This window comes from Streptomyces sp. SM11 (assembly GCF_002910905.1).
Taxonomy (GTDB): Bacteria; Actinomycetota; Actinomycetes; order Streptomycetales; family Streptomycetaceae; genus Streptomyces.
Genome location: NZ_NEUE01000302.1, coordinates 19303 through 40777, shown reverse-complemented (window position 1 = coordinate 40777; position 21475 = coordinate 19303). Strand labels below are relative to the sequence as shown.

Annotated in this window: 18 protein-coding genes; 9 read left to right on the top strand and 9 right to left on the bottom strand. The window is 68.3% G+C overall.

All coding sequences use genetic code 11. The features are described from left to right. Nucleotides 1–37: 37 nt before the first annotated feature. Nucleotides 38–2335, bottom strand: a complete 2298-nt coding sequence (locus B9S58_RS34835) for a DUF6049 family protein (RefSeq protein WP_103535861.1) — start codon at nucleotides 2333–2335, stop codon at nucleotides 38–40. Nucleotides 2336–2515: 180 nt separating this feature from the next. Between B9S58_RS34835 and B9S58_RS34830 the strand changes: the two genes are divergently transcribed. Beyond that, nucleotides 2516–3958, top strand: coding sequence for a CCA tRNA nucleotidyltransferase (locus tag B9S58_RS34830; RefSeq protein ID WP_103535860.1), 1443 nt, complete (start codon nucleotides 2516–2518; stop codon nucleotides 3956–3958). 100 nt (nucleotides 3959–4058) lie between these two features. Here the strand turns inward: B9S58_RS34830 and B9S58_RS34825 are convergent, their stop codons facing one another. From B9S58_RS34825 to B9S58_RS34815, 3 genes are all read right to left on the bottom strand, one after another. Further along, nucleotides 4059–5327 carry an MFS transporter gene (locus tag B9S58_RS34825; protein WP_103535859.1) on the bottom strand — a complete coding sequence of 423 codons (1269 nt, stop codon included), beginning with the start codon at nucleotides 5325–5327 and terminating at the stop codon, nucleotides 4059–4061. A 125-nt stretch (nucleotides 5328–5452) separates the two neighbouring features. Beyond that, nucleotides 5453–6535, bottom strand: coding sequence for an inositol-3-phosphate synthase (locus B9S58_RS34820; protein ID WP_097865587.1), 1083 nt, complete (start codon nucleotides 6533–6535; stop codon nucleotides 5453–5455). A gap of 59 nt (nucleotides 6536–6594) precedes the next feature. After that, entirely contained in the window at nucleotides 6595–7302 is a 708-nt protein-coding gene (locus B9S58_RS34815; RefSeq protein ID WP_103535858.1) for a PadR family transcriptional regulator, read from the bottom strand. A gap of 400 nt (nucleotides 7303–7702) precedes the next feature. Between B9S58_RS34815 and B9S58_RS34810 the strand changes: the two genes are divergently transcribed. Then, nucleotides 7703–10432, top strand: coding sequence for a transglycosylase domain-containing protein (locus B9S58_RS34810; RefSeq protein ID WP_103535857.1), 2730 nt, complete (start codon nucleotides 7703–7705; stop codon nucleotides 10430–10432). Nucleotides 10433–10603: 171 nt separating this feature from the next. Further along, a complete protein-coding gene (locus tag B9S58_RS34805; protein WP_181009555.1) occupies nucleotides 10604–12118 on the top strand; it encodes a glycosyltransferase family 87 protein in 1515 nt (504 codons plus the stop codon). 42 nt (nucleotides 12119–12160) lie between these two features. On the opposite strand, the gene B9S58_RS34800 is transcribed toward B9S58_RS34805, so the two are convergent. The 3 genes from B9S58_RS34800 to B9S58_RS34790 form a co-directional block, all read right to left on the bottom strand. Further along, entirely contained in the window at nucleotides 12161–13192 is a 1032-nt protein-coding gene (locus B9S58_RS34800) for an alanine racemase (RefSeq protein WP_103535855.1), read from the bottom strand. 91 nt (nucleotides 13193–13283) lie between these two features. Then, nucleotides 13284–14402 carry a peptidoglycan bridge formation glycyltransferase FemA/FemB family protein gene (locus B9S58_RS34795; protein ID WP_103535854.1) on the bottom strand — a complete coding sequence of 373 codons (1119 nt, stop codon included), beginning with the start codon at nucleotides 14400–14402 and terminating at the stop codon, nucleotides 13284–13286. A gap of 172 nt (nucleotides 14403–14574) precedes the next feature. Continuing rightward, the gene (locus B9S58_RS34790) at nucleotides 14575–14886 is read right to left on the bottom strand and encodes a hypothetical protein (RefSeq protein ID WP_103535853.1); all 312 of its coding nucleotides are present in this window, start codon (nucleotides 14884–14886) and stop codon (nucleotides 14575–14577) included. Nucleotides 14887–15218: 332 nt separating this feature from the next. On the opposite strand from B9S58_RS34790, the gene rpsF reads away from it, so the two are divergent. From rpsF to rplI, 4 genes are all read left to right on the top strand, one after another. Next, nucleotides 15219–15509 carry a 30S ribosomal protein S6 gene (rpsF, locus tag B9S58_RS34785; RefSeq protein ID WP_018957345.1) on the top strand — a complete coding sequence of 97 codons (291 nt, stop codon included), beginning with the start codon at nucleotides 15219–15221 and terminating at the stop codon, nucleotides 15507–15509. 74 nt (nucleotides 15510–15583) lie between these two features. Further along, nucleotides 15584–16210 (top strand): single-stranded DNA-binding protein, encoded by a 627-nt coding sequence (locus B9S58_RS34780; protein WP_018957346.1) that lies wholly within the window; start codon nucleotides 15584–15586, stop codon nucleotides 16208–16210. A gap of 43 nt (nucleotides 16211–16253) precedes the next feature. Further along, nucleotides 16254–16490: a 30S ribosomal protein S18 gene (gene rpsR, locus B9S58_RS34775; protein ID WP_003967857.1), complete on the top strand. Its 237-nt coding sequence runs from the start codon at nucleotides 16254–16256 to the stop codon at nucleotides 16488–16490. 18 nt (nucleotides 16491–16508) lie between these two features. After that, entirely contained in the window at nucleotides 16509–16955 is a 447-nt protein-coding gene (rplI, locus tag B9S58_RS34770; protein WP_003967856.1) for a 50S ribosomal protein L9, read from the top strand. Between the two features lie 117 nt (nucleotides 16956–17072). On the opposite strand, the gene B9S58_RS34765 is transcribed toward rplI, so the two are convergent. Further along, complete coding sequence (locus tag B9S58_RS34765) at nucleotides 17073–18410, bottom strand: MATE family efflux transporter (RefSeq protein ID WP_103535852.1); 1338 nt, start codon at nucleotides 18408–18410, stop codon at nucleotides 17073–17075. Nucleotides 18411–18868: 458 nt separating this feature from the next. On the opposite strand from B9S58_RS34765, the gene dnaB reads away from it, so the two are divergent. Continuing rightward, the gene (gene dnaB / locus B9S58_RS34755) at nucleotides 18869–20344 is read left to right on the top strand and encodes a replicative DNA helicase (protein ID WP_103535851.1); all 1476 of its coding nucleotides are present in this window, start codon (nucleotides 18869–18871) and stop codon (nucleotides 20342–20344) included. A gap of 127 nt (nucleotides 20345–20471) precedes the next feature. Further along, nucleotides 20472–20630, top strand: coding sequence for a hypothetical protein (locus B9S58_RS39820; protein ID WP_258045208.1), 159 nt, complete (start codon nucleotides 20472–20474; stop codon nucleotides 20628–20630). 208 nt (nucleotides 20631–20838) lie between these two features. Here B9S58_RS39820 and B9S58_RS34745 read toward each other — a convergent pair whose 3' ends face one another. Further along, the gene (locus tag B9S58_RS34745) at nucleotides 20839–21432 is read right to left on the bottom strand and encodes an ABATE domain-containing protein (RefSeq protein WP_103535850.1); all 594 of its coding nucleotides are present in this window, start codon (nucleotides 21430–21432) and stop codon (nucleotides 20839–20841) included. Nucleotides 21433–21475 lie beyond the last annotated feature (43 nt).

The following is a 21475-nucleotide window of genomic DNA, read 5'->3' as shown; positions in this document are numbered from 1 at the left end:
TCATCGTCCCCGGCCGACCGGCCACGACAGACATCGCTCAACGGTCCACTTTCTCACCCGTTCCCGACGGGTCCCCGCTTTCCGGACCGGTGTCCGGAGTCGGGTCACTCGGCTGCTCGGGTCCGCCGCCGTTGCCGTCCGCCGTGCCGCTTGCCACGGCGCGCTTGCGGTGGCTGTACATCCTGATGCCTGCCAGCACGAGGAGCAGCAGTCCGCCGGCGATCACGAGCAGCACGGTGGGTGTCACCTCGGAGACCTTCACGGTGAAGGTCATCGCCTCGCCGTACTGCCTGCCGTCCTCCGTGTACAGCCGGGCGGTCACCTGGGCACGGCCGTTGGCGCTGGTCGCCGTGTCGAACTTCACCGACTGGCTGTGCCCGCCCGCGATGTTGATCGGCAGTGCTGCGGTACTCCCATCATCGTTGAACTTGAGCCGGATGTTGTCCGAGGTGAGCCGGAGAACCAGCCGGTCGACACCCTGCACCAGCTGGTTCTGCACGGTCACCGGAATCGTCGCGCTGCGCCCGGAGAGGGTGACGTCGGACTTCTCGATGAGCTGGACCTCGGAGGTGAGGCTCTGAAGGTAGTCGCGGACCGCGTCCCGGTACTGCTGCGCTTCCAGGGACCGTCCGCGCCAGGACGTCGACATCGAGCGGTTGACGGCGTTGCCGAAGGGCGTCACCACGCGCTCGGGCTGCGTCAGGATCGTCGCGAAGCTGTCGAGCGAGCCCTGGGTGGTGCGGATGTCCTGGAAAGCCTGTGTGGGCAGTTCCTGGGCGCGGAGCTTCTTCGGGTACGCGGCTGCCCGGGGCACCTTGGCGGTGGCCTTCGGGTCGGGCTTCACCTCGGCTGCGGCGACGAGGTCGAGTGGCTGCGTCCAGCTGTTGCCCGCCAGGCCCTCCAGGGCGCGGGCCATCGTCTGGGCCTGCGCGGCGGTAGGCATCCGCGGCGGGGCCACGACGATGCTGCGCTCGTTGTCGGGCGCCTGCTCGGTCAGTGCGAGGGTGTGTGCGAGGAACTTCTGGACCGCGAGGGTGGAGGTACCCGCCCTCGACATGTCGCCGTCGAACAAGGTCGACAGCCGGGCGTCCGCGACGACCGCGGTGGTCCCCCCGCCGATCGGCCGCGCCGCGGTCGGCGTGTACGGAAGCTCCGCCGTCTGCCCGAAGCTGTCGCTGCGAGCGATCACGTTGTGGGCGCCCGCCGAAGTCGCCACATCGACGATGGAGGAGTCCACGGCGCCGTTCACGGGCCAGGCGAAGTCGGTGGACGGTTTCACATGGAGGATGGTCTCCACCGCGGTCGCGGCCACCGTGGAGGCGTTCTGCAGATGGCTGAGCGTTCCGGAGACGTTCTTGCCGCGGTGCGCGATGGAGGCCAGATCGGGGTCGGCGAACGGCAGCGCGATCACCTTGCCGTCCTCCACCACCTTCTCCAGAGCGGTCAGCCACTGCTTGGCAACGGTCTGGTTCTTGCCCGGGACGGTGGTGTCACCCGACTCGATCTCGTACTTCCCGGCCATCGCCGCGACGCTCGCCAGGAGGTCCGGGTCGACGACCCAGGTCACGGGGAGCCGGCTGCCCAGGGCCACCATCCGCTCCAGCCGGCCGCCTGGCGCCAGCTCCTCGGCCAGGTTGTCGTCGGTGAACACGGGCGTCTGCTGTTCGTCCGAGCGGGTCTCCGCCGTGACGTGGGGAGACGCGATCAGCGGCCAGAGGAAGGTGAGCTTCGTCCTGCTGTCGCTCGCCTCGGGCTGCCAGGGCAGGAACGAGCGCTTGATGCCCAGCACCTGCTCGTAGTAGGGGGCGCTGGTCGTGCGGCCGGAGACCGAGACGCCGAGCTGGTAGACGCCGGAGTCGTCCAGGCCCAGCTTGTCGACGGGCACGGTGAGCGTGAAGTCCTGGCTGATCCCCTTGGCGAGCTTGGGGAATTTCACCGTGTACTTGTCCCCGACGGTGGCCGGGTCGACACCGGGAACGTATGCGGAGCGCTTGGCGGCGTCGTCGACCTCTCCCCGGCCGGAGAGCCGGGGGCCGACCCGCAGATCGACCTCGGCGCTGCTGATCGTCTCCTTGCCCTTGTTCGTGAGCGTTCCGGAGACGGTCAGGGTGTCGTCCTCCGTGGGAACGCTCGGGGAGAGCGTGTCCAGGGACACATCGACCGTACGGGAGCCTGTGGGGGCCTTGGCGGGCTCGGCGGACGGGGCGGAACCGGCGGCCGGAACGGCCAGGAGACCGGCCAGCAGAGGTGCTCCCAGCACCACGGAGGCCGTGCGCCGGAGCCACCGGCGGGCAGGAGACGGACGCGTCCCCTGGAAGTCTGCCGCCTCGGCCACGCGCCTACCCGTCCCTTTTCGTCGTCAGATGCTGTCGATCGTTCGGTCCTGCGTCCCCGCATGGTAACGAGGTGCGGAGAGCCGAAGTGCTGGGGTCCGTCGCACATGCTCGCGGGTATCCCGCAGGGTCCCCGTAAACGATGACGCCGCGGCCGGTCCGTGCACGTACCCTTTTCTGTTGTGCCGAACGCCAACGAAGAGAACGCCAGTGCACTGAGCCAGGTGCAGCACCGCGCGGTGAGTGAGCTGCTGAGGGTGTCCCCGGTCGCCGACGACCTCGCCCGTCGATTCCAGGAGGCCGGATTCGGCCTCGCGCTGGTCGGCGGCTCGGTCCGCGACGCGCTGCTGGGCAGGCTCGGGAACGACTTGGACTTCACCACCGATGCCCGCCCCGAGGACGTACTCAAGATCGTCCGCCCCTGGGCCGACTCGGTGTGGGAGGTCGGGATCGCCTTCGGCACCGTCGGCTCCCAGAAGGACGGGTACCAGATCGAGGTCACGACCTACCGGTCGGAGGCGTACGACCGGACCTCGCGCAAACCGGAGGTCTCCTACGGCGACTCCATCGAGGACGACCTCGTGCGACGCGACTTCACGGTCAACGCGATGGCCGTGGCGCTGCCGCAGAAGGAGTTCGTCGATCCGCACGGAGGTCTGAAGGACCTCGCCGAGCGGGTGCTGCGCACTCCGGGCACGCCCGAGGCGTCCTTCTCCGACGACCCGCTGCGCATGCTGCGCGCCGCCCGCTTCGCCGCGCAGCTCGACTTCGAGGTCGCCCCCGACGTCGTCACCGCCATGACGGAGATGGCCGCGCGCATCGGCATCGTCTCCGCCGAGCGGGTCCGCGACGAACTCAACAAGCTGTTGCTCTCCCAGCACCCGCGCAAGGGTCTGGGGCTCCTGGTCGACACAGGACTGGCCGAGCACGTGCTGCCCGAGCTTCCCGCGCTGCGCCTGGAGAGTGACGAGCATCACCGTCACAAGGACGTCTATGAGCACTCGCTGACCGTTCTGGAGCAGGCCATCGGCCTGGAGGAGGACGGCCCCGATCTCGTACTGCGTCTGGCTGCGCTGCTCCATGACATCGGCAAGCCGAGGACCCGCCGCTTCGAGAAGGACGGCAGGGTCTCCTTCCACCACCACGAGGTGGTGGGCGCGAAGATGACGAAGAAGCGCATGACCGAGCTCAAGTACTCCAACGACCTGGTCAAGGACGTGTCGAAACTGGTGGAGCTCCACCTTCGCTTCCACGGGTACGGCGATGGAGAGTGGACCGACTCCGCGGTGCGCCGGTACGTGCGCGACGCCGGGCCGCTGCTGGAGCGTCTGCACAAGCTGACCCGCTCGGACTGCACGACCCGGAACAAGCGCAAGGCGAACGCGCTCTCCCGCACCTACGACGGGCTGGAGGAGCGCATCGCCCTGCTGCAGGAGCAGGAGGAGCTCGACTCGATCCGCCCCGATCTGGACGGCAACGAGATCATGCGGATCCTCGATGTCGGCCCCGGGCCGGTGATCGGCAAGGCGTACGGGTTCCTGCTGGAGCTGCGCCTGGAGCACGGGCCCATGGAGCGGGACGCCGCTGTGGCGGCACTCAAGGAGTGGTGGGCGCGGCAGGACTGAGCCCCGGCGCGGTGATGTTTCACGTGAAACATCACCCGCTGGATGTGTCGAGGGGCGTTGTTCCACGTGAAACAACGCCCCTCGGCACATCCATGAGCCGCTACCAGCGGTCCGCGGTGCGTCGCCAGCGGAACATCGTCAGCGCGACCACCGAGTACAGCACCGATACGACCGCCACGACGGAGACCGATCTGCCGTCCGACGGGAGCATCAGGGCCGCCACGCCTGCGGCGCTCACGAACGCGACATTGAAGAGCACGTCGTAGAGCGAGAAGACGCGGCCGCGGAAGGAATCGTCGACCGAGGTCTGCACGACCGTGTCGGTCGCGATCTTCGACCCCTGGGTCATGGCACCGAGCACGAACGCGGCGATCAGCATCGGGGCGGGGGCGAAGGAGAGCCCCAGGGCGGGCACCAGGACCGCCGCCGTCCCGGCGCAGGCCACGATCCACCCGTACCGGCCGAGCCGTCCCACCCCCCACGGGGTGAGGACGGCGGCGACGAAGAATCCCGCACCGGACACCCCGACCGCCAGGCCGAGCAGGGCCAGCCCGTCGGACTCGGTGTCGGACCAGGCGTAGCGGCACAGCATGAGCACCATCACGGTGAGGGCGCCGTAACAGAAGCGGATCACGGTCATGGCGGCCAGGGCCCGGGCCGCGTGGTTCCGCTGTGCCAGATGCCGCAGCCCGGCGACGAGCCCACGTGCGGTGACGGCCAGAGCGGCCCGCAGCCGCAGGGGGCTCCCGTCGGTATCCGGTCCCAGCAGGGTGCGGGGCAGGCTCAGGGACGCCAGCGCCGACAGCAGGTAGAGCATCGATCCCAGCAGCACGACCGCCGCGTCGGACTCGTCGGCCAGTAGCCGTACGACGAAGGCGAGGCCGCCTCCCGCGGTCGCCGCCAGGGTGCCGGCGGTCGGGGAGAGGGAGTTGGCGACGACGAGGCGATCGGTGTCGACCACCCGGGGCAGGGCGGCGGAGAGCCCGGCCAGCACGAAGCGGTTGACGGCGGTTACGCAGAGGGCCGAGGCGTAGAAGAGCCAGTCGGGGACCGCGGCGAGGATCAGCAGCGCAGTGGAGCAGGCCAGGGCGGCCCGCAGGAGGTTCCCGTAGAGGAAGACCTGACGTCGGGGCCAGCGGTCCAGCAGTACCCCCGCGAAGGGGCCGATCAGGGAGTAGGGCAGGAGGAGAACGGCCATCGCGGAAGCGATGGCGGCGGCCGACGTCTGCTTCTCCGGGGAGAAGACGACGTACGTGGCGAGGGCGACCTGGTAGACGCCGTCGGCGGACTGCGACAGGAGCCGCACGGTGAGCAGGCGGCGGAAGTTCCGCAGGCGCAGCAGGGTGCGCAGATCACGCGCGACAGACATGGGAGCAAGCGTCACACACGTCGGGGGTCCGCGGGCGGATTGCCCGGGGACCCCCGACGTGCGGCAGGAAGAGGTGAGCGTCTCCGCTCAGCGCTCCGGTGAGGCTGTCAGCCGAGAAGGCCTGTTCAGCTCTCGGTGTCGCCGTTGATGAACCTCTCGACGTTCTCGCGGGCCTCGTCGTCGAAGTACTGCACCGGCGGGCTCTTCATGAAGTAGCTCGAAGCCGAGAGGATCGGGCCACCGATGCCGCGGTCCTTGGCGATCTTCGCCGCACGGACGGCGTCGATGATGACACCGGCCGAGTTCGGGGAGTCCCACACCTCGAGCTTGTACTCCAGGTTCAGCGGAACGTCGCCGAACGCGCGGCCTTCGAGGCGCACGTAGGCCCACTTGCGGTCGTCCAGCCAGGCCACGTAGTCCGAGGGGCCGATGTGGACGTTGTCCGCACCGAGCTCACGGTCACGGATCTGCGAGGTGACGGCCTGCGTCTTCGAGATCTTCTTGGACTCCAGGCGCTCACGCTCGAGCATGTTCTTGAAGTCCATGTTGCCGCCGACGTTCAGCTGCATCGTGCGGTCCAGGATGACACCGCGGTCCTCGAAGAGCTTCGCCATCACGCGGTGCGTGATGGTGGCGCCCACCTGGGACTTGATGTCGTCGCCGACGATCGGGACACCGGCCTCGGTGAACTTGTCCGCCCACTCCTTGGTGCCGGCGATGAACACCGGGAGAGCGTTGACGAACGCGACCTTGGCGTCGATGGCGCACTGCGCGTAGAACTTCGCAGCGACCTCGGAACCGACGGGCAGGTAGCAGACGAGAACGTCGACCTGCTTGTCCTTGAGGATCTGGACGACGTCGACCGGGGCGTCCGCGGACTCCTCGATCGTCTCGCGGTAGTACTTGCCGAGACCGTCGTGGGTGTGGCCGCGCTGGACGGTCACGCCCGTGTTCGGCACGTCCGCGATCTTGATGGTGTTGTTCTCGCTGGCGCCGATGGCGTCCGCGAGGTCGAGGCCGACCTTCTTCGCGTCGACGTCGAAGGCGGCGACGAACTCGACGTCACTGACGTGGTACTCGCCGAACTGGACGTGCATCAGACCGGGCACCTTGCCGGCCGGATCGGCGTCCTTGTAGTACTCGACGCCCTGCACCAGCGAGGCGGCGCAGTTGCCCACGCCTACGATGGCTACGCGAACCGAACCCATTCCGGTTGCTCCCTGTGTAATCGGTGTTTCCGATGAAGTCGCCGCGGAGTGCGATGACTTCACTTGGCGGTGTCGTCGGACGGATCCGGCCGGGTGTTGTCCCGGTGCCGGGGCAGGCCGCCCGTCTCTCCAGGTGTGTCCTGCTGAGCGGAGCCGTCGGGCGAGGATCGTCGCCGATCCCGTCCCGACCGCTCGCTCTCGATGAGCTCGTTCAGCCAGCGCACTTCGCGCTCCACGGACTCCATGCCGTGCCGCTGCAGCTCAAGTGTGTAGTCGTCGAGTCGTTCACGGGTGCGGGAGAGAGAGGCGCGCATCTTCTCCAGGCGCTCCTCCAGCCGACTGCGCCGGCCTTCGAGGACACGCATCCGTACATCGCGTTCGGTCTGGCCGAAGAAGGCGAAGCGCGCTGCGAAGTGCTCGTCCTCCCAGGCGTCCGGACCGGTGTGCGACAGCAGCTCCTCGAAGTGCTCCTTACCTTCTGCCGTCAACCGGTAGACGATCTTCGCCCGGCGTCCCGTCAGTGACGAGGAGGCAGCGGCCGGGCGTCCGGCGACCGGCGCGGTGTCCGCCGGGTCACCGGCGGGCTCCTCGATCAACCAGCCGCTGGCGACCAGCGTCTTGAGGCAGGGGTAGAGGGTTCCGTAGCTGAACGCACGGAAGATCCCCAGCGAGGTGTTGAGGCGTTTGCGCAGCTCATAGCCGTGCATCGGCGATTCGCGGAGCAGGCCGAGAACGGCGAACTCGAGGATGCCGGAGCGTCTGCTCACCGGTGCCTCCTCCTTCTCCCGCTGCTTCCGTCGGCACGGTCCACCGGAATCACCGGCGTACGTATGCCGCGCTGATGTATCGACTCGATACATCAGCACGATAGATCGCTCCGACCCATTCGACAAGGGTGACCTTCGTGAACGGCGTCACATCAACAATTCTCAGGGTTCGACTTGCGTTGTTTGGGGTGAAGTTCGGCCCTAGGTGGGTTTTGACCGTGCGTAGTCTGTGCGGCATGCAGACCACCGGGAACCGCGAGGCGCTTTCGCGCGTCAGTCATCGCGGACTGCCGGATGCACTGCGGGTGAGCCTTCCGCAGTGGCTTGTCCGTAATTCGGGGGGACCGGATCTCAACTGCCGCTTCCAGGCGCTCTCGCCTGCCCGAGGAGTAGTCGTTCCATGAGCGAGCACCGTCGCAAAACGCCTCAGCCACAGGGTGGCGGGCGCGCCGCGGCCAGACGAGCCGCCCAGCAGTCGACCGGACGCCGAGCGGTCCCGTCACGCAGAGCCACGTCTGAGTCACCTTCCGAATCACCGTCCGAGTCACGCGGTGGCCAGGAGCGCCAGTACGGCAGTCGGGCCGAGGCCCGCCGTGCGTCCCAGGGCGGCGGCCGACGGCGCGGTGGCGGTTCTGACGGCCCGAGGGGCCGGGGGCGCGACAACGGCGGCCCCGGAAAGAAGCGCTTCATCGACTACCCGCGGTACGGCAAGCACGGGTTCCGTCGCTGGGTGCCCTCCTGGAAGCTGGTCTCGGGGCTCTGCCTGGGGTTCCTCGGCGTCCTGATGGGCATCGGGGGCGTCGCCTATGCGTTTGTGGTCAAACCGGAAGTCAGTAAAACGGCCGCGGCGCAGAACAACGTCTACTACTGGGCCGACGGCACGCAGATGGTGGCGACCGGCGGTGCGGTCAACCGTCAGATGCTCAAGTACGAGCAGATCCCGGTGGAGATGCGCAACGCCGTGATCTCGGCCGAGAACAAGAGCTTCGATTCGGACCGCGGCATCGACCCGATGGGCATCGGGCGCGCGCTGTTCAACATGGCCACGGGCGGCGAGACCCAGGGCGGCTCGACCATCACCCAGCAGTACGTGAAGAACTCCATGCTCACCCAGGACCAGACGCTCAAGCGGAAGTTCCAGGAGCTCTTCATCACGCTCAAGGTCGCCGAGGAGGACTCCAAGGAAGAGGTGATGGCGGGCTACCTCAACGTCTCCTACTACGGACGTGGGGCCTCGGGTCTGCAGGCGGCGGCCCGCACCTACTACAACAAGGACGCCGGCGACCTGAACGCGAGCGAGTGCGCCTTCCTGGCCACCCTGCTCAAGGGCGCGAGCTACTACGACCCCGCCGGCGCCACCGACATCGACAAGGTCAACGCGACCAAGGCGAAGAACACCAAGCGGGCCAAAGAGCGTTGGAAGTGGATCCTTGACGAGCAGGTCAAGGACGGGCGCATGACGGCGGAGGAGCGGTCCAAGCACACGAAGTTCCCGGATCCGCTGCCGAAGAAGAAGGACGCCAAGCTCGGCGGCCAGACCGGCTACCTGGTGGACCTCGCCAAGAAGTACTTCGTCGCCAACAACGACCAGGGCATCGACGCCAAGCAGCTCGAACTGGGCGGCTTCGAGATCCACACCACCTTCCAGAAGAAGAGGGTGGAGGAGCTCGAAGCAGCGGTGGACAAGGTCTACAAGGCCAAGATCCGGCCCAAGGAGCGGCCCAAGACGGACACGCACGTCGAGTTCGGCGGTGCGTCGGTGGACGCGAAGACCGGTGCCATCATCGCCACGTACGGCGGCCAGGACGCCACCACGCACTTCACGAACAACGCCGACGCCACCGGTGCCCAGGTCGGATCGACGTGGAAGCCGTTCGTACTGGCCGCGGCCATGCAGTACGGCGTGCGCGATCCTTCCGGTGGGAAGGAGCAGAGCAACTCCGAGCGCACCCAGGTCTCGCCGGAGAGCATCTACAACGGCGACAACAAGCTGCGGATCAGGGACTACACGGGCAAGATCTGGCTGAACGAGAACGGCGACGAGTGGCGTCAGACCAACGACGGCGACCAGAACTACGGTGAGATCGACCTGCGGACGGCCATGGAGAAGTCCGCCAACTCCCCGTTCGTGCAGCTCGGCATGGACGTCGGTACGGACAAGGTGAAGGACGTCGCCGTCGCCTCAGGCCTGAAGGACGACACCTTCATGGCGAACGCGACCGTTCCCTCGTTCTCCATCGGCACCTCGTCGCCGAGCGCCATCCGCATGGCGGGTTCCTACGCCACCTTCGCCACGAGCGGCCAGCAGAACGACACGTTCTCGGTGTCCGAGGTGAAGAAGGGGGGCGTGACCGTCTTCAAGCACAAGAAGAAGTCCAAGCGCGCCTTCAGCCCGGACATCGCCGACAACATCACGGATGTGCTGAAGAACGTCGTGGAGAACGGGACGGGTACGCCCGCCCGGCTGGAGGGCCGTGAGGCCGCGGGCAAGACCGGTACGACGGACGGCAACCGGTCCGCATGGTTCGTCGGGTACACGCCGCAGATCTCGACCGCCATCAGCATGTTCCGGTACGACGACGACGAGACGAACAAAGAGCGCGAGTTCGAGATGATGTTCGGCACCGGTGGTGAGGAGAAGATCCACGGAGCCTCGTTCCCGGCCTCGATCTGGCACGACTACATGACCGGCGCGATGAAGGGCAAGAAGGCCGTCTCCTTCCCGGAACCGAAGGACCTGGGTGATGTCGTGTGGGGCGGTGGCGCGGTGAGCCCCAGCCCGACGCCCAGCCCCACGCCTTCGCCGACGCCCTCCGAGGAGCCGCCGCCGACCCCGGATCCGACCCGGACCACCCCGAGTCCGTCGCCGACGCCGAGCAGGACCTGCGGCATCTTCGACCCGAACTGCCACGCGGCCGACGGCGGGGCCAACGCCGGGGCGAACTCCGGGGCGAACACCGGAACGACCGACGGCGGCGACAACACCGGAGTGACCGACGGCGGCGACAACACCGGAGTGACCGACGGCGGCGACAACACCGGAACGACCGACGGCGGCGACAACGGCGGTGCCCAGGGAGCGGACGGCAACCCGGGTGGAACCGGCTCGATCTGGGGCAACCGGGGATAGCCGGAACGCAGGCCGGGGCCCTTTCCGGCCGGACCGGCACAGCGGCGAGGGCCGCCGTACCTGGATGGGTACGGCGGCCCTCGCCGCGTTCCCGGCGGCACGCGGTCTCCTGCGCTCTCCTGCCGTGTCCTCCGGGCGGTCCCTGCCCCGGGCACAGCCCCGTACGGCAGGATGTGCGGCATGCCAAGCCCCAGCGCAGAAGACACGAGCGTGCACCAGGAACGGCCCGTCGTGCGGCCCACCGATCAGGACGAGGTCGCGGCGGCCGGCAGCGAGCTGTTCGGTGGCCGGGTGGGACGCTGGGCGCGGCTCGGCGATGGTCCGCTCACGCCCGTACGCGTCGTCGCGCTGGTCATGATCGGGATGTTCGCCCTCGGCATGGTGCAGAAGATCCCCTGCTACGAATGGGCCTGGTTCCGCGGGGCCACCTCGCAGTACACGCACGCCTGCTACTCCGATATTCCGCACCTCTTTCTGGGACGCGGGTTCGCCGACGGCCTCGTGCCGTACTTCGACCGGCTGAGCGGCGATATGCAGTACCTGGAGTACCCCGTACTGACCGGGGTGTTCATGCAGGTGGCGGCCTGGCTGACGCTGACGCCCGACAGCGACCCCATCCAGCAGCGCGAGCAGATGTACTGGATGGTCAACGCGGGCATGCTGATGATCTGCGCGGTCGTCGTCGCCGTGTGCACCGTCCGCACGCACCGCCGCCGCCCCTGGGACGGTCTCCTGGTCGCGCTGGCCCCCGCGTTCGTCCTCACCGCGACCATCAACTGGGACCTGCTGGCCGTCGCCCTGACGGCTGCGGCGATGCTCATGTGGTCCCGGGGCCGGGTCCTCGCGTTCGGCATCCTGATCGGCCTGGCCACGGCCGCCAAGCTCTACCCCGTCCTGTTGCTCGGCCCGCTCCTGCTGCTCTGCTGGCGGGCGGGCAGGTGGCGCGAGCTCGGGACGGCCCTGCTGGGTGCGGGGGCGGCCTGGCTGGTGGTGAACCTGCCGGTGATGCTCTTCGCCCCCGAGGGATGGCGGAAGTTCTACACCTTCAGCCAGGAGCGGCCCATCGACTTCGGCTCGTTCTGGCTGATCATCACCCAGCGCACCGGCAAGCCCATCGACGTGGAGACGGTCAACACCGCCTCGGTCGTCCTGATGGCCGTGCTCTGCGCGGGCATCGCGGGCCTGGCACTGTCCGCGGCCCGCAGGCCGCGCTTCGCCCAGCTGGCGTTCCTGGTGGTGGCCGCGTTCATCCTGACGAACAAGGTCTACTCACCGCAGTACGTGCTCTGGCTGATCCCGCTGGCCGTCCTGGCCCGGCCGCGCTGGCGCGACTTCCTCATCTGGCAGGCCTGCGAGGTCATGTACTTCCTCGGGATCTGGTTCTACCTCGCCTACACCAGCGGCGGGGACAAACACCAGGGACTGCCGCAGGAGGGCTACCAGGTCGCGATCGCCCTGCACCTGCTGGGCACGCTGTACCTGTGCGCGCTGATCGTCCGGGACATCCTCCTGCCGGAGAAGGACCCGGTGCGCAAGGACGGGTCGGACGACCCGTCGGGCGGCGTCCTCGACGGGGCTCGGGACGCGTTCGCGCTGGCGCCCGAGCCCCGTCCGTCCGGGCACCCGGCCCCGACGGTCACAGGACCTCAGGTGGAGTGGGGCGTGACACCCACCCGGGACGGCTGAGCCGGGGCCCGGCGCGGCCGTTCAGGGCCGCGCCCGGGCGGTTCAGCGGTCGACGAGCCGGTCGTACTGGGTGGTCGTGTGGCGCAGATGGGCGACCAGCTCGTCACCGACCCGGGGCTCCTGGGCGTCCGAGGGCACGAACAGGATCGACACCTGCATGTGCGGCGGCTCGGCGAACCACCGCTGCTTGCCCGCCCAGACGAACGGCGACAGGTTGCGGTTGACCGTGGCCAGGCCCGCGCGGGCGACGCCCTTGGCCCGCGGCATCACGCCGTGCAGCGCCTTGGGCGCCTCCAGGCCGACTCCGTGGGACGTACCGCCGGCCACGACGACCAGCCAGCCGTCGGACGCGGCCTTCTGCTGGCGGTAGCCGAACCGGTCGCCCTTGACGACGGGGGTGACGTCCAGAACGGCTCCCCGGTACTCGGTGGCCTCGTGGTCGCCGAGCCAGAGCCGGGTGCCGATACGCGCGCGGAAGCGGGTCTGCGGGAACTGCTGCTGGAGCCGGGCCAGCTCCTCGGCGCGCAGATGGCTGACGAACATGGTGTGCAGCGGCAGCCGGGCCGCGCGCAGCCGGTCCATCCAGCCGATGACCTCCTCGACGGCGTCGGAGCCGTCGGTGCGGTCCAGCGGCAGGTGCAGGGCGAAGCCTTCGAGCCGTACGTCCTCGATCGCCGCGTGCAGCTGTCCGAGCTCATCCTCCTTGACGCCGTGGCGCTTCATCGAGCTCATGCACTCGATGACGACCCGGGCGCCCACCAGGGCGTGCACCCCGTCGACGGAGGAGACGGACCGGATGACGCGGTCCGGCAGCGGTACGGGTTCCTCACCGCGCCGGAACGGGGTCAGGACGAGCAGGTCGCCGCTGAACCAGTCCTTGATCCGGGCCGCCTCGTAGGTCGTCCCGACGGCGAGGGTGTCGGATCCGAAGCGGATCGTCTCGTCGGCGAGGCGCTCATGGCCGAAGCCATAGCCGTTGCCCTTGCAGACGGGTACGAGACCGGGGAACTGGTCGATCACGGACTTGTGGTGCGCCCGCCAGCGCGCGGTGTCGACGTAGAGGGAGAGCGCCATGGCGGCCCGGAACCTTTCTGGTGGCTGCGGTGGATCAGGAACGAACGGTTGTGTGCCGGGATGTGCCGGCCCAGGTAAGCAGTGAAGCGGATCAGCGGCGCGACATATAGATGTCGAGCGCCTTGTGGAGCAACTTGTTGAGCGGGAAGTCCCACTCGCCGACGTACTCGACGGCTTCGCCGCCGGTGCCGACCTTGAACTGGATCAGGCCGAACAGGTGGTCGGTCTCGTCCAGCGAGTCGCTGATCCCGCGCAGGTCGTAGACGGTCGCGCCCATCGCGTAGCTGTCGCGCAGCATGCGCCACTGCATGGCGTTCGACGGCCGGACCTCGCGCCCGATGTTGTCGGAGGCGCCGTAGGAGTACCAGACGTGTCCGCCGACGACGAGCATCGTGGCCGCGGAGAGGTTCATGCCGTTGTGCCGGGCGAAGTAGAGCCGCATCCGGTTGGGGTCCTCGGAGTTGAGGACGGTCCACATGCGCTGGAAGTACGAGAGCGGGCGCGGCCGGAAGTGGTCGCGCACGGCGGTGATCTCGTAGAGCCGCTGCCACTCGGCCAGGTCCTCGTAGCCGCCCTGGACGACCTCGACGCCGGCCTTGTCGGCCTTCTTGATGTTGCGGCGCCACAGCTGGTTGAAGCCCTTGAGGACGTCCTCCAGCGAGCGGTTGGCCAGCGGCACCTGGAAGACGTAGCGGGGCTGTACGTCACCGAATCCGGCGCCGCCGTCCTCGCCCTGCTGCCAGCCCATCTTCCGCAGCCGGTCCGCGACCTCGAAGGCGCGCGGTTCGATGTGCGTGGCCTCGACGTCGCGCAGGCGCTTCACGTCCGGGTCCTGGATGCCGGACTTGATGGCCGCCGAGTTCCAGCGGCGGATGACCACCGGGGGGCCCATCTTCACGGAGAAGGCGCCCTGCTGCTTGAGGTGGGCCAGCATCGGCTGGAGCCAGTCGTCCAGGTTCGGCGCGTACCAGTTGATGACCGGGCCCTCGGGCAGGTAGGCCAGGTAGCGCTTGATCTTGGGCAGCTGGCGGTACAGGACGAGGCCGGCGCCGACGATCTCGCCGTTCTTGTCGAACCAGCCCAGGCTCTCCGAGCGCCATTCGGTCTTCACATCAGCCCACGCCGGGACCTGGCAGTGACTGGCCGAGGGCAGGCTCTGGATGTACGCCAGATGCTGCTCTCGGCTGATGGTCCTCAGGGTCAGGCTCATGCGGGGCGCTCCTCGGCAGGTGTGTCCCCATCGGTCAGGGGCTCCGGCTCTCGCGCCGAAGCCTACTGTGACCGAGGGGCGCCCGGTCCGGCCCCGGGGGCCCGGAACGCACGGCGGACCGGTGCGGGCACCCGGGCACCCGCACCGGCCGGCGTTCGGGCCGATGGCCCGGTCAGGTGATCACGCCGCCGAAGAGGCCGCCGTGGGCCATGCCGAGGAAGAAACCGACGGCGGACGCGCCGAGTCCGATGATCAGGCCGAACCGCTCGCCGGTGGTCTTGGAGACGTACATCCCGTACCCACCGGTCAGGACGCCGACGAGCCCGGCCCACGAGCTGATCAGGTGCAGGTGGTGGAACATCGCCGTCACGAAGGCGAGTGCGCCCAGTACGAGGGTCACGGCGAGCAGGGTGTCCTGGAGCGGGTGCGGCTTGCCGTCCGTCGCGAAGAGCGAGCCGGTGGCGGGGCGAATGGTCTGTGCCATGGAGTACCTCCTGGCCGGACGGATGGGCGGGTGAATCCAGCGCCTCCCGCACCGCGGCGGGTGTAGCGCCTCTCACACCGCATCTGTCTCGATTGTGCCCTCTGAGCTCATGATTTCAACCGGAAGCCGGTCTACGGGTAGTCTGTACGGTCTGCACCGGTGTCTGCCCAGGCCAGCACGGCGAGCCCCTACCCAAACCCCCACTTCGGGATCGTTCGGGAGCGGATTGTCAGTGCCGGGTGTTCTCCTCGGGAACGCCGTTGCAACACGCATCACGACCCTCCTGCCACGGAACGACCGTGGCCGCTGAGTCCAAAGGAGGTGGGTTCCACATGCGTCACTACGAGGTGATGGTCATCCTCGACCCCGATCTCGAGGAGCGAGCAGTCTCCCCGCTGATCGAGAACTTCCTCTCCGTCGTCCGTGAGGGCGATGGAAAGGTGGAGAAGGTCGACACCTGGGGCCGTCGTCGGCTCGCCTACGAGATCAAGAAGAAGCCCGAGGGCATCTACTCGGTCATCGACCTGCAGGCCGAGCCTGCGGTCGTCAAGGAGCTCGACCGCCAGATGAACCTGAACGAGTCGGTCCTCCGGACCAAGGTCCTCCGTCCCGAGATCCACTGAGCATCTAGCTCAGCGGTTTTCGGGTCCGAGTAGCAGCAAGCAGCCAGAAGCAATCCCCGCCGAGAGGTTCACCCATGGCAGGCGAGACCGTCATCACGGTCGTCGGCAATCTCGTCGACGACCCCGAGCTGCGCTTCACCCCGTCCGGTGCGGCGGTCGCGAAGTTCCGTGTCGCGTCCACTCCCCGCATCTTCGACCGGCAGACCAATGAGTGGAAGGACGGCGAAGGCCTGTTCCTGACCTGCTCGGTCTGGCGTCAGGCGGCGGAGAACGTCGCGGAGTCGCTTCAGCGAGGCATGCGCGTCGTCGTGCAGGGCCGGCTGAAGCAGCGGTCCTACGAGGACCGTGAGGGCGTCAAGCGCACGGTCTACGAGCTGGACGTCGAGGAAGTCGGCCCCAGCCTCAAGAACGCCACGGCCAAGGTCACCAAGACCACCGGTCGCGGCGGTCAGGGCGGCCAGGGCGGATACGGCGGCGGCCAGCAGGGCGGCGGCAACTGGGGCGGCGGTCCCGGTGGTGGTGGCCAGCAGGGCGGCGGCGGTGCACCCGCCGACGACCCGTGGGCGACCGGCGCGCCGGCAGGCGGCCAGGGCGGCGGGGGACAGCAGGGCGGCGGAGGCGGCTGGGGCGGAAGCTCCGGCGGTTCCGGCGGTTCCGGCGGTGCCTCTGGCGGCGGCTACTCGGACGAGCCTCCCTTCTAGGGCTGCTCGTACCCCCACTTCTTGATCACACAGGAGAAACACCATGGCGAAGCCGCCTGTGCGCAAGCCTAAGAAGAAGGTCTGCGCGTTCTGCAAGGACAAGACCCAGTACGTGGACTACAAGGACACGAACATGCTGCGGAAGTTCATTTCCGACCGCGGCAAGATCCGTGCCCGCCGCGTCACCGGCAACTGCACGCAGCACCAGCGTGACGTCGCCACGGCTGTCAAGAACAGCCGTGAGATGGCGCTGCTGCCCTACACGTCCACCGCGCGATAAGGGAAGGGTGACAAGAGCATGAAGATCATCCTCACCCACGAGGTCTCCGGCCTCGGCACCGCCGGCGACGTCGTCGACGTCAAGGACGGGTACGCCCGCAACTACCTGGTTCCGCGTGGCTTCGCCATTCGCTGGACCAAGGGCGGCGAGAAGGACGTGGCGCAGATCCGCCGCGCCCGCAAGATCCACGAGATCGCGACGATCGAGCAGGCCAACGAGATCAAGGCCAAGCTCGAGGGCGTGAAGGTCCGTCTGGCTGTTCGCTCCGGCGACGCCGGCCGTCTCTTCGGCTCGGTCACCCCGGCCGACGTCGCTGCGGCGATCAAGGCCGCCGGTGGTCCCGACGTCGACAAGCGTCGCGTCGAGCTCGGCTCGCCGATCAAGACGCTCGGCGGACACCAGGTGTCCGTCCGTCTGCACCCCGAGGTCGCAGCGAAGCTCGGCGTCGAGGTTGTTGCTGCCTAAGGGCAGAGCTCAGCTGAGTCAGTGAAGGGCCGCACCCATCGGGTGCGGCCCTTCACTGTGTTTCACGTGAAACAACCCCGGGACGTTTCACGTGAAACAGCTCGTGCGGTGTACCGCTCAGCGCGTAGCCCCGGTGACGATCCAGCGGCCCGATCGGGTACGTAGCCAGAGCGTGACGAGGCGGACGGTCATCATCAGCGTCATTGCCCACCAGAGCGCGGTGAGCCCGCCGCCGAGAGAGGGCACCAGGAGCGCGACGGGAGCGAAGACGGCGAGTGTCACCAGCATCGCCCAGGCGAGATAGCGTCCGTCGCCCGCCCCCATCAGGACGCCGTCCAGGACGAAGACCACGCCGGCGATCGGCTGGGAGACCGCCACGACCAGGAGCGCGGGGAGCAGGGTGTCCTGCACTGAGGGGTCGTTCGTGAAGAGCGGGATGAACAGGGGGCGGGCGAGCACGATCAGGACGCCGAGAACGATGCCGCAACCGATGCCCCACTCGACCATGCGGCGGCAGGCCTCGCGCGCGCCCTTCTCATCGTTCGCCCCAAGGTACCGGCCGATGATCGCCTGACCCGCGATAGCGATGGCGTCGAGCGCGAAGGCGGTCAGGCTCCAGAGGGAGAGGATGATCTGGTGCGCGGCGATGTCGACGTCCCCGAGGCGGGCGGCGACGGCGGTGGCGATCATCAGGACGGCACGCAGGGACAGGGTCCGGACCAGCAGGGGTACGCCGGCCCGTGCGCTGGCCCTGATGCCGGCCGCGTCGGGGCGCAGGGAGGCGCCGTGCCTCCGGGCCCCGCGGATCACCACGACGAGATAAGCGGCGGCCATACCGACCTGGGCGATCACCGTTCCCCACGCCGATCCGGCGATGCCGAGCCCGGCACCGTAGACGAGGGTCACATTGAGGGCGGCGTTCGCCGTGAAACCGCCGATGGCGACGTACAGCGGGGTGCGGGTGTCCTGGAGGCCGCGGAGTACGCCGGTGGCGGCGAGCACGACGAGCATGGCCGGGATACCGAGGATGGAGATCCTCAGGTACGTGATGGCGTATGGAGCCGCAGTGTCGGACGCGCCGAAGATGTCGACGAGCCAGGGGGCCGTCGGGACCGCGAGGGCGACGACGGCGGCTCCGAGCAGCAGAGCGAGCCAGATGCCATCCATGCCCTGACGGATGGCGGCGGGCAGGTCGCCCGCCCCCACGCGGCGGGCGACGGCAGCCGTGGTCGCGTAGGCGAGGAAGACGAAGATACTCACGGCGGTCATCAGGAGGGCCGCGGCGATGCCGAGGCCGGCCAGTTGCGGAGTGCCGAGGTGGCCGACGACGGCGCTGTCGACCATCACGAACAGGGGCTCGGCGACGAGCGCGCCGAACGCCGGGACGGCGAGCGCGATGATCTCGCGGTCGTGCCGTCGGCGGCCGTTCTTCGAGGTCGCGGGGGCCTGGGTCATGGGGGTCAATCTAATCTTCCACAGGTAAGAGATGCAATCGGTCTACGGCCCTTACTTTCTTCCTGGTGGGCCCTTCCCTCCCGCGTCGTTTGCGGTGATCTTGAAATGAGGGTGAAAGTTTTTCTCCCCCACAGTCGGTGGACGGAGAATCCGCAGGTCAGGGTGGTCACAATGGTGTCGCTATGAGTTTGTCCACAGTGCTGTCCCCCGGTCCGTGCACAGGTTCGGCGGGGTTCTCCACAGCATCTGGTCCGTCGTCCACATGCCTTGTGGATAACCAGATTGGCTGACGGTGCGGAGGGGCCTACCGTGGTCCGGCGCCCGCACTCCGTTCCGGCACCGGAATCCACCGAACCAGATGCGCCGGAAGTGGAGTCGGGCGACCTGTTTGTCGGTGCCGTGCCGTAAGAAAGAGTGGCACGGCTAGGTCCGCGATGCGGACGGGAGGAGGCGGCCCGGTGAGCATTCCCGAGCCTTTGGACGACCCTTGGACCGAGAGCGGTCCCGGGGACCGTCTGTCTGTCTCCCGCCAGCGTCGCGGGGACCGCAAGGGGCGTGAGGACCGCCACGACCGTGGCTCGGACGAGGCCTGGGAAGGCGGTTCCCCCGGGTTCGAACGGGTGCCGCCCCAGGATCTCGACGCCGAGCAGTCGGTCCTCGGCGGCATGCTGCTGTCCAAGGACGCCATCGCGGACGTCGTGGAGATCATCAAGGGGCACGACTTCTACCGCCCCGCCCACGAGACCGTCTACACGGCGATCCTCGACCTCTACGCCAAGGGCGAGCCGGCCGACCCGATCACCGTCGCCGCCGAGCTGGTCAAACGCGGAGAGATCACCAAGGTCGGCGGAGCGCCGTATCTGCACACCCTGGTGCAGTCCGTCCCCACCGCGGCCAACGCCTCGTACTACGCGGAGATCGTCCACGAGCGGGCGGTGCTCCGGCGGCTGGTCGAGGCGGGCACGAAGATCACGCAGATGGGATACGCGGCCGACGGGGACGTCGACGAGATCGTCAACTCCGCGCAGGCCGAGATCTACGCGGTCACCGAGCAGCGCACCAGTGAGGACTACCTCCCCCTCGGCGACATCATGGAGGGCGCGCTCGACGAGATCGAGGCCATCGGCTCGCGCAGCGGTGAGATGACCGGGGTGCCGACGGGCTTCACGGACCTCGACGCCCTGACGAACGGTATGCACCCCGGCCAGATGATTGTCATCGCGGCCCGTCCCGCCATGGGCAAGTCCACATTGGCGCTGGACTTCGCGCGCGCCGCGTCGATCAAGAACAACCTGCCCAGCGTCATCTTCTCCCTCGAAATGGGGCGCAACGAGATCGCCATGCGTCTGCTGTCGGCCGAGGCGCGGGTGGCCCTGCACCACATGCGGTCCGGCACGATGACGGATGAGGACTGGACGCGGCTCGCGCGCCGGATGCCCGAGGTCTCGGCCGCCCCGCTCTACATCGACGACTCCCCCAACCTGTCGATGATGGAGATCCGTGCGAAGTGCCGCCGGCTCAAGCAGCGCAACGACATCAAGCTCGTGATCATCGACTATCTGCAGCTGATGCAGGCCGGTGGGTCGAAGCGGTCCGAGAGCCGTCAGCAGGAGGTCTCGGACATGTCCCGAAACCTGAAGCTGCTGGCCAAGGAGCTGGAGGTCCCGGTGATCGCGCTCTCGCAGCTGAACCGTGGTCCCGAGCAGCGCACGGACAAGAAGCCGATGGTGTCCGACCTGCGTGAGTCCGGCTCCATCGAGCAGGACGCCGACATGGTCATCCTGCTCCACCGCGAGGACGCGTACGAGAAGGAGTCACCGCGCGCGGGCGAGGCCGACATCATCGTCGGCAAGCACCGTAACGGTCCGACGGCCACTATCACCGTGGCGTTCCAGGGGCACTACTCCCGCTTCGTGGACATGGCGCAGACCTGACGGAAGGATTACAAGAAGCACGCACCGGTCGAACGGGACTGGCTCTACGACCAGTACGCCGTGCACCGTCGGCTCTTGTAGAAGGCGGCCCAAGCCCTCGGTATCCATCCGTATCCATCTCTCCACGTTGATCAAGAAGATCAACGAGCTCGAGCGGGATCTGGGCAACGCCCTGCTCGAACGTGCTGAACGTGTCCGCGGTATGCGACCGATCCCATTCGGCGCCGAAGTCGCGCGGGCCGGCAGGACGGCCATTACGGGCTCCGCCAACAGCATCCGCTCGTAGACGTGTTGATCTACGATGCCGCGTTCAACCCGAGCGCGCTGTCATGTGCTCCCGGGTGGCACGGAGACGACCGTCGCCCAGAGGTGAGCACACCTGCCGCCGCTGACCATCACACCAGTGGTCGAAGCCGCCGACGCAGATCGCGCAACTTCCAGTTCCAGGGGCTCCCGCGCCGTGCCGACACCCTCTGCCTGAGGCGTCAGGTGCGTCAGGTGCGTCCGGTGCGGCGGGCGTAGGCGCGGGCGGCGCGTGCGCGGTCCCCGCAGCGGGTGGAGCACCAGTGGCGGCGGCCGTGGCGGAGCAGGTAGCGGTTGCAGGGTGTGGAGGCGCAGGCGGTGAGGCGCTCGGCATCGGGACCGGTGAGGAGGTCGGCGGCGTCGGCGGCGAGCGCCGCCAAGGCGTGATCGACGAGTTCCGAGGTGGGGTGGGGCATGGCGCGGTAGGGGCCGCTCTTGTCGACCCAGACCAGCAGCGGGGCGGTGGGCACACGGGTCAGGGTGTCGTTGATCGCGGCGACAGCGGCGGGCAGGGCGGGCAGCCCCGCGACACGGGACGCGAACAGCGCCCGGACCTGCTCGCGCAGGGAGCGTAGCTGCGCGGCGCACATGTCGAGCATGCCCGCGTCGACCGGGGTGAGGCCCTGCTGCGTCAGCCACTGGTCGGCCCCGGCAGGGGTGCCGAGCTGGTCGACGTAGTGCCCGCCCGGTAGCGCGACGGCGCTGTTGACCAGGGCGAGCGAGGGGTGATGCTCGGCCCCCGGCGCCGGCGGCAGCCCGGAATCGGTGGTGAGGCTCTCTTCCATACCGGTCATGGTACGACCTGCCCACCAACGTGACTCACGGTTG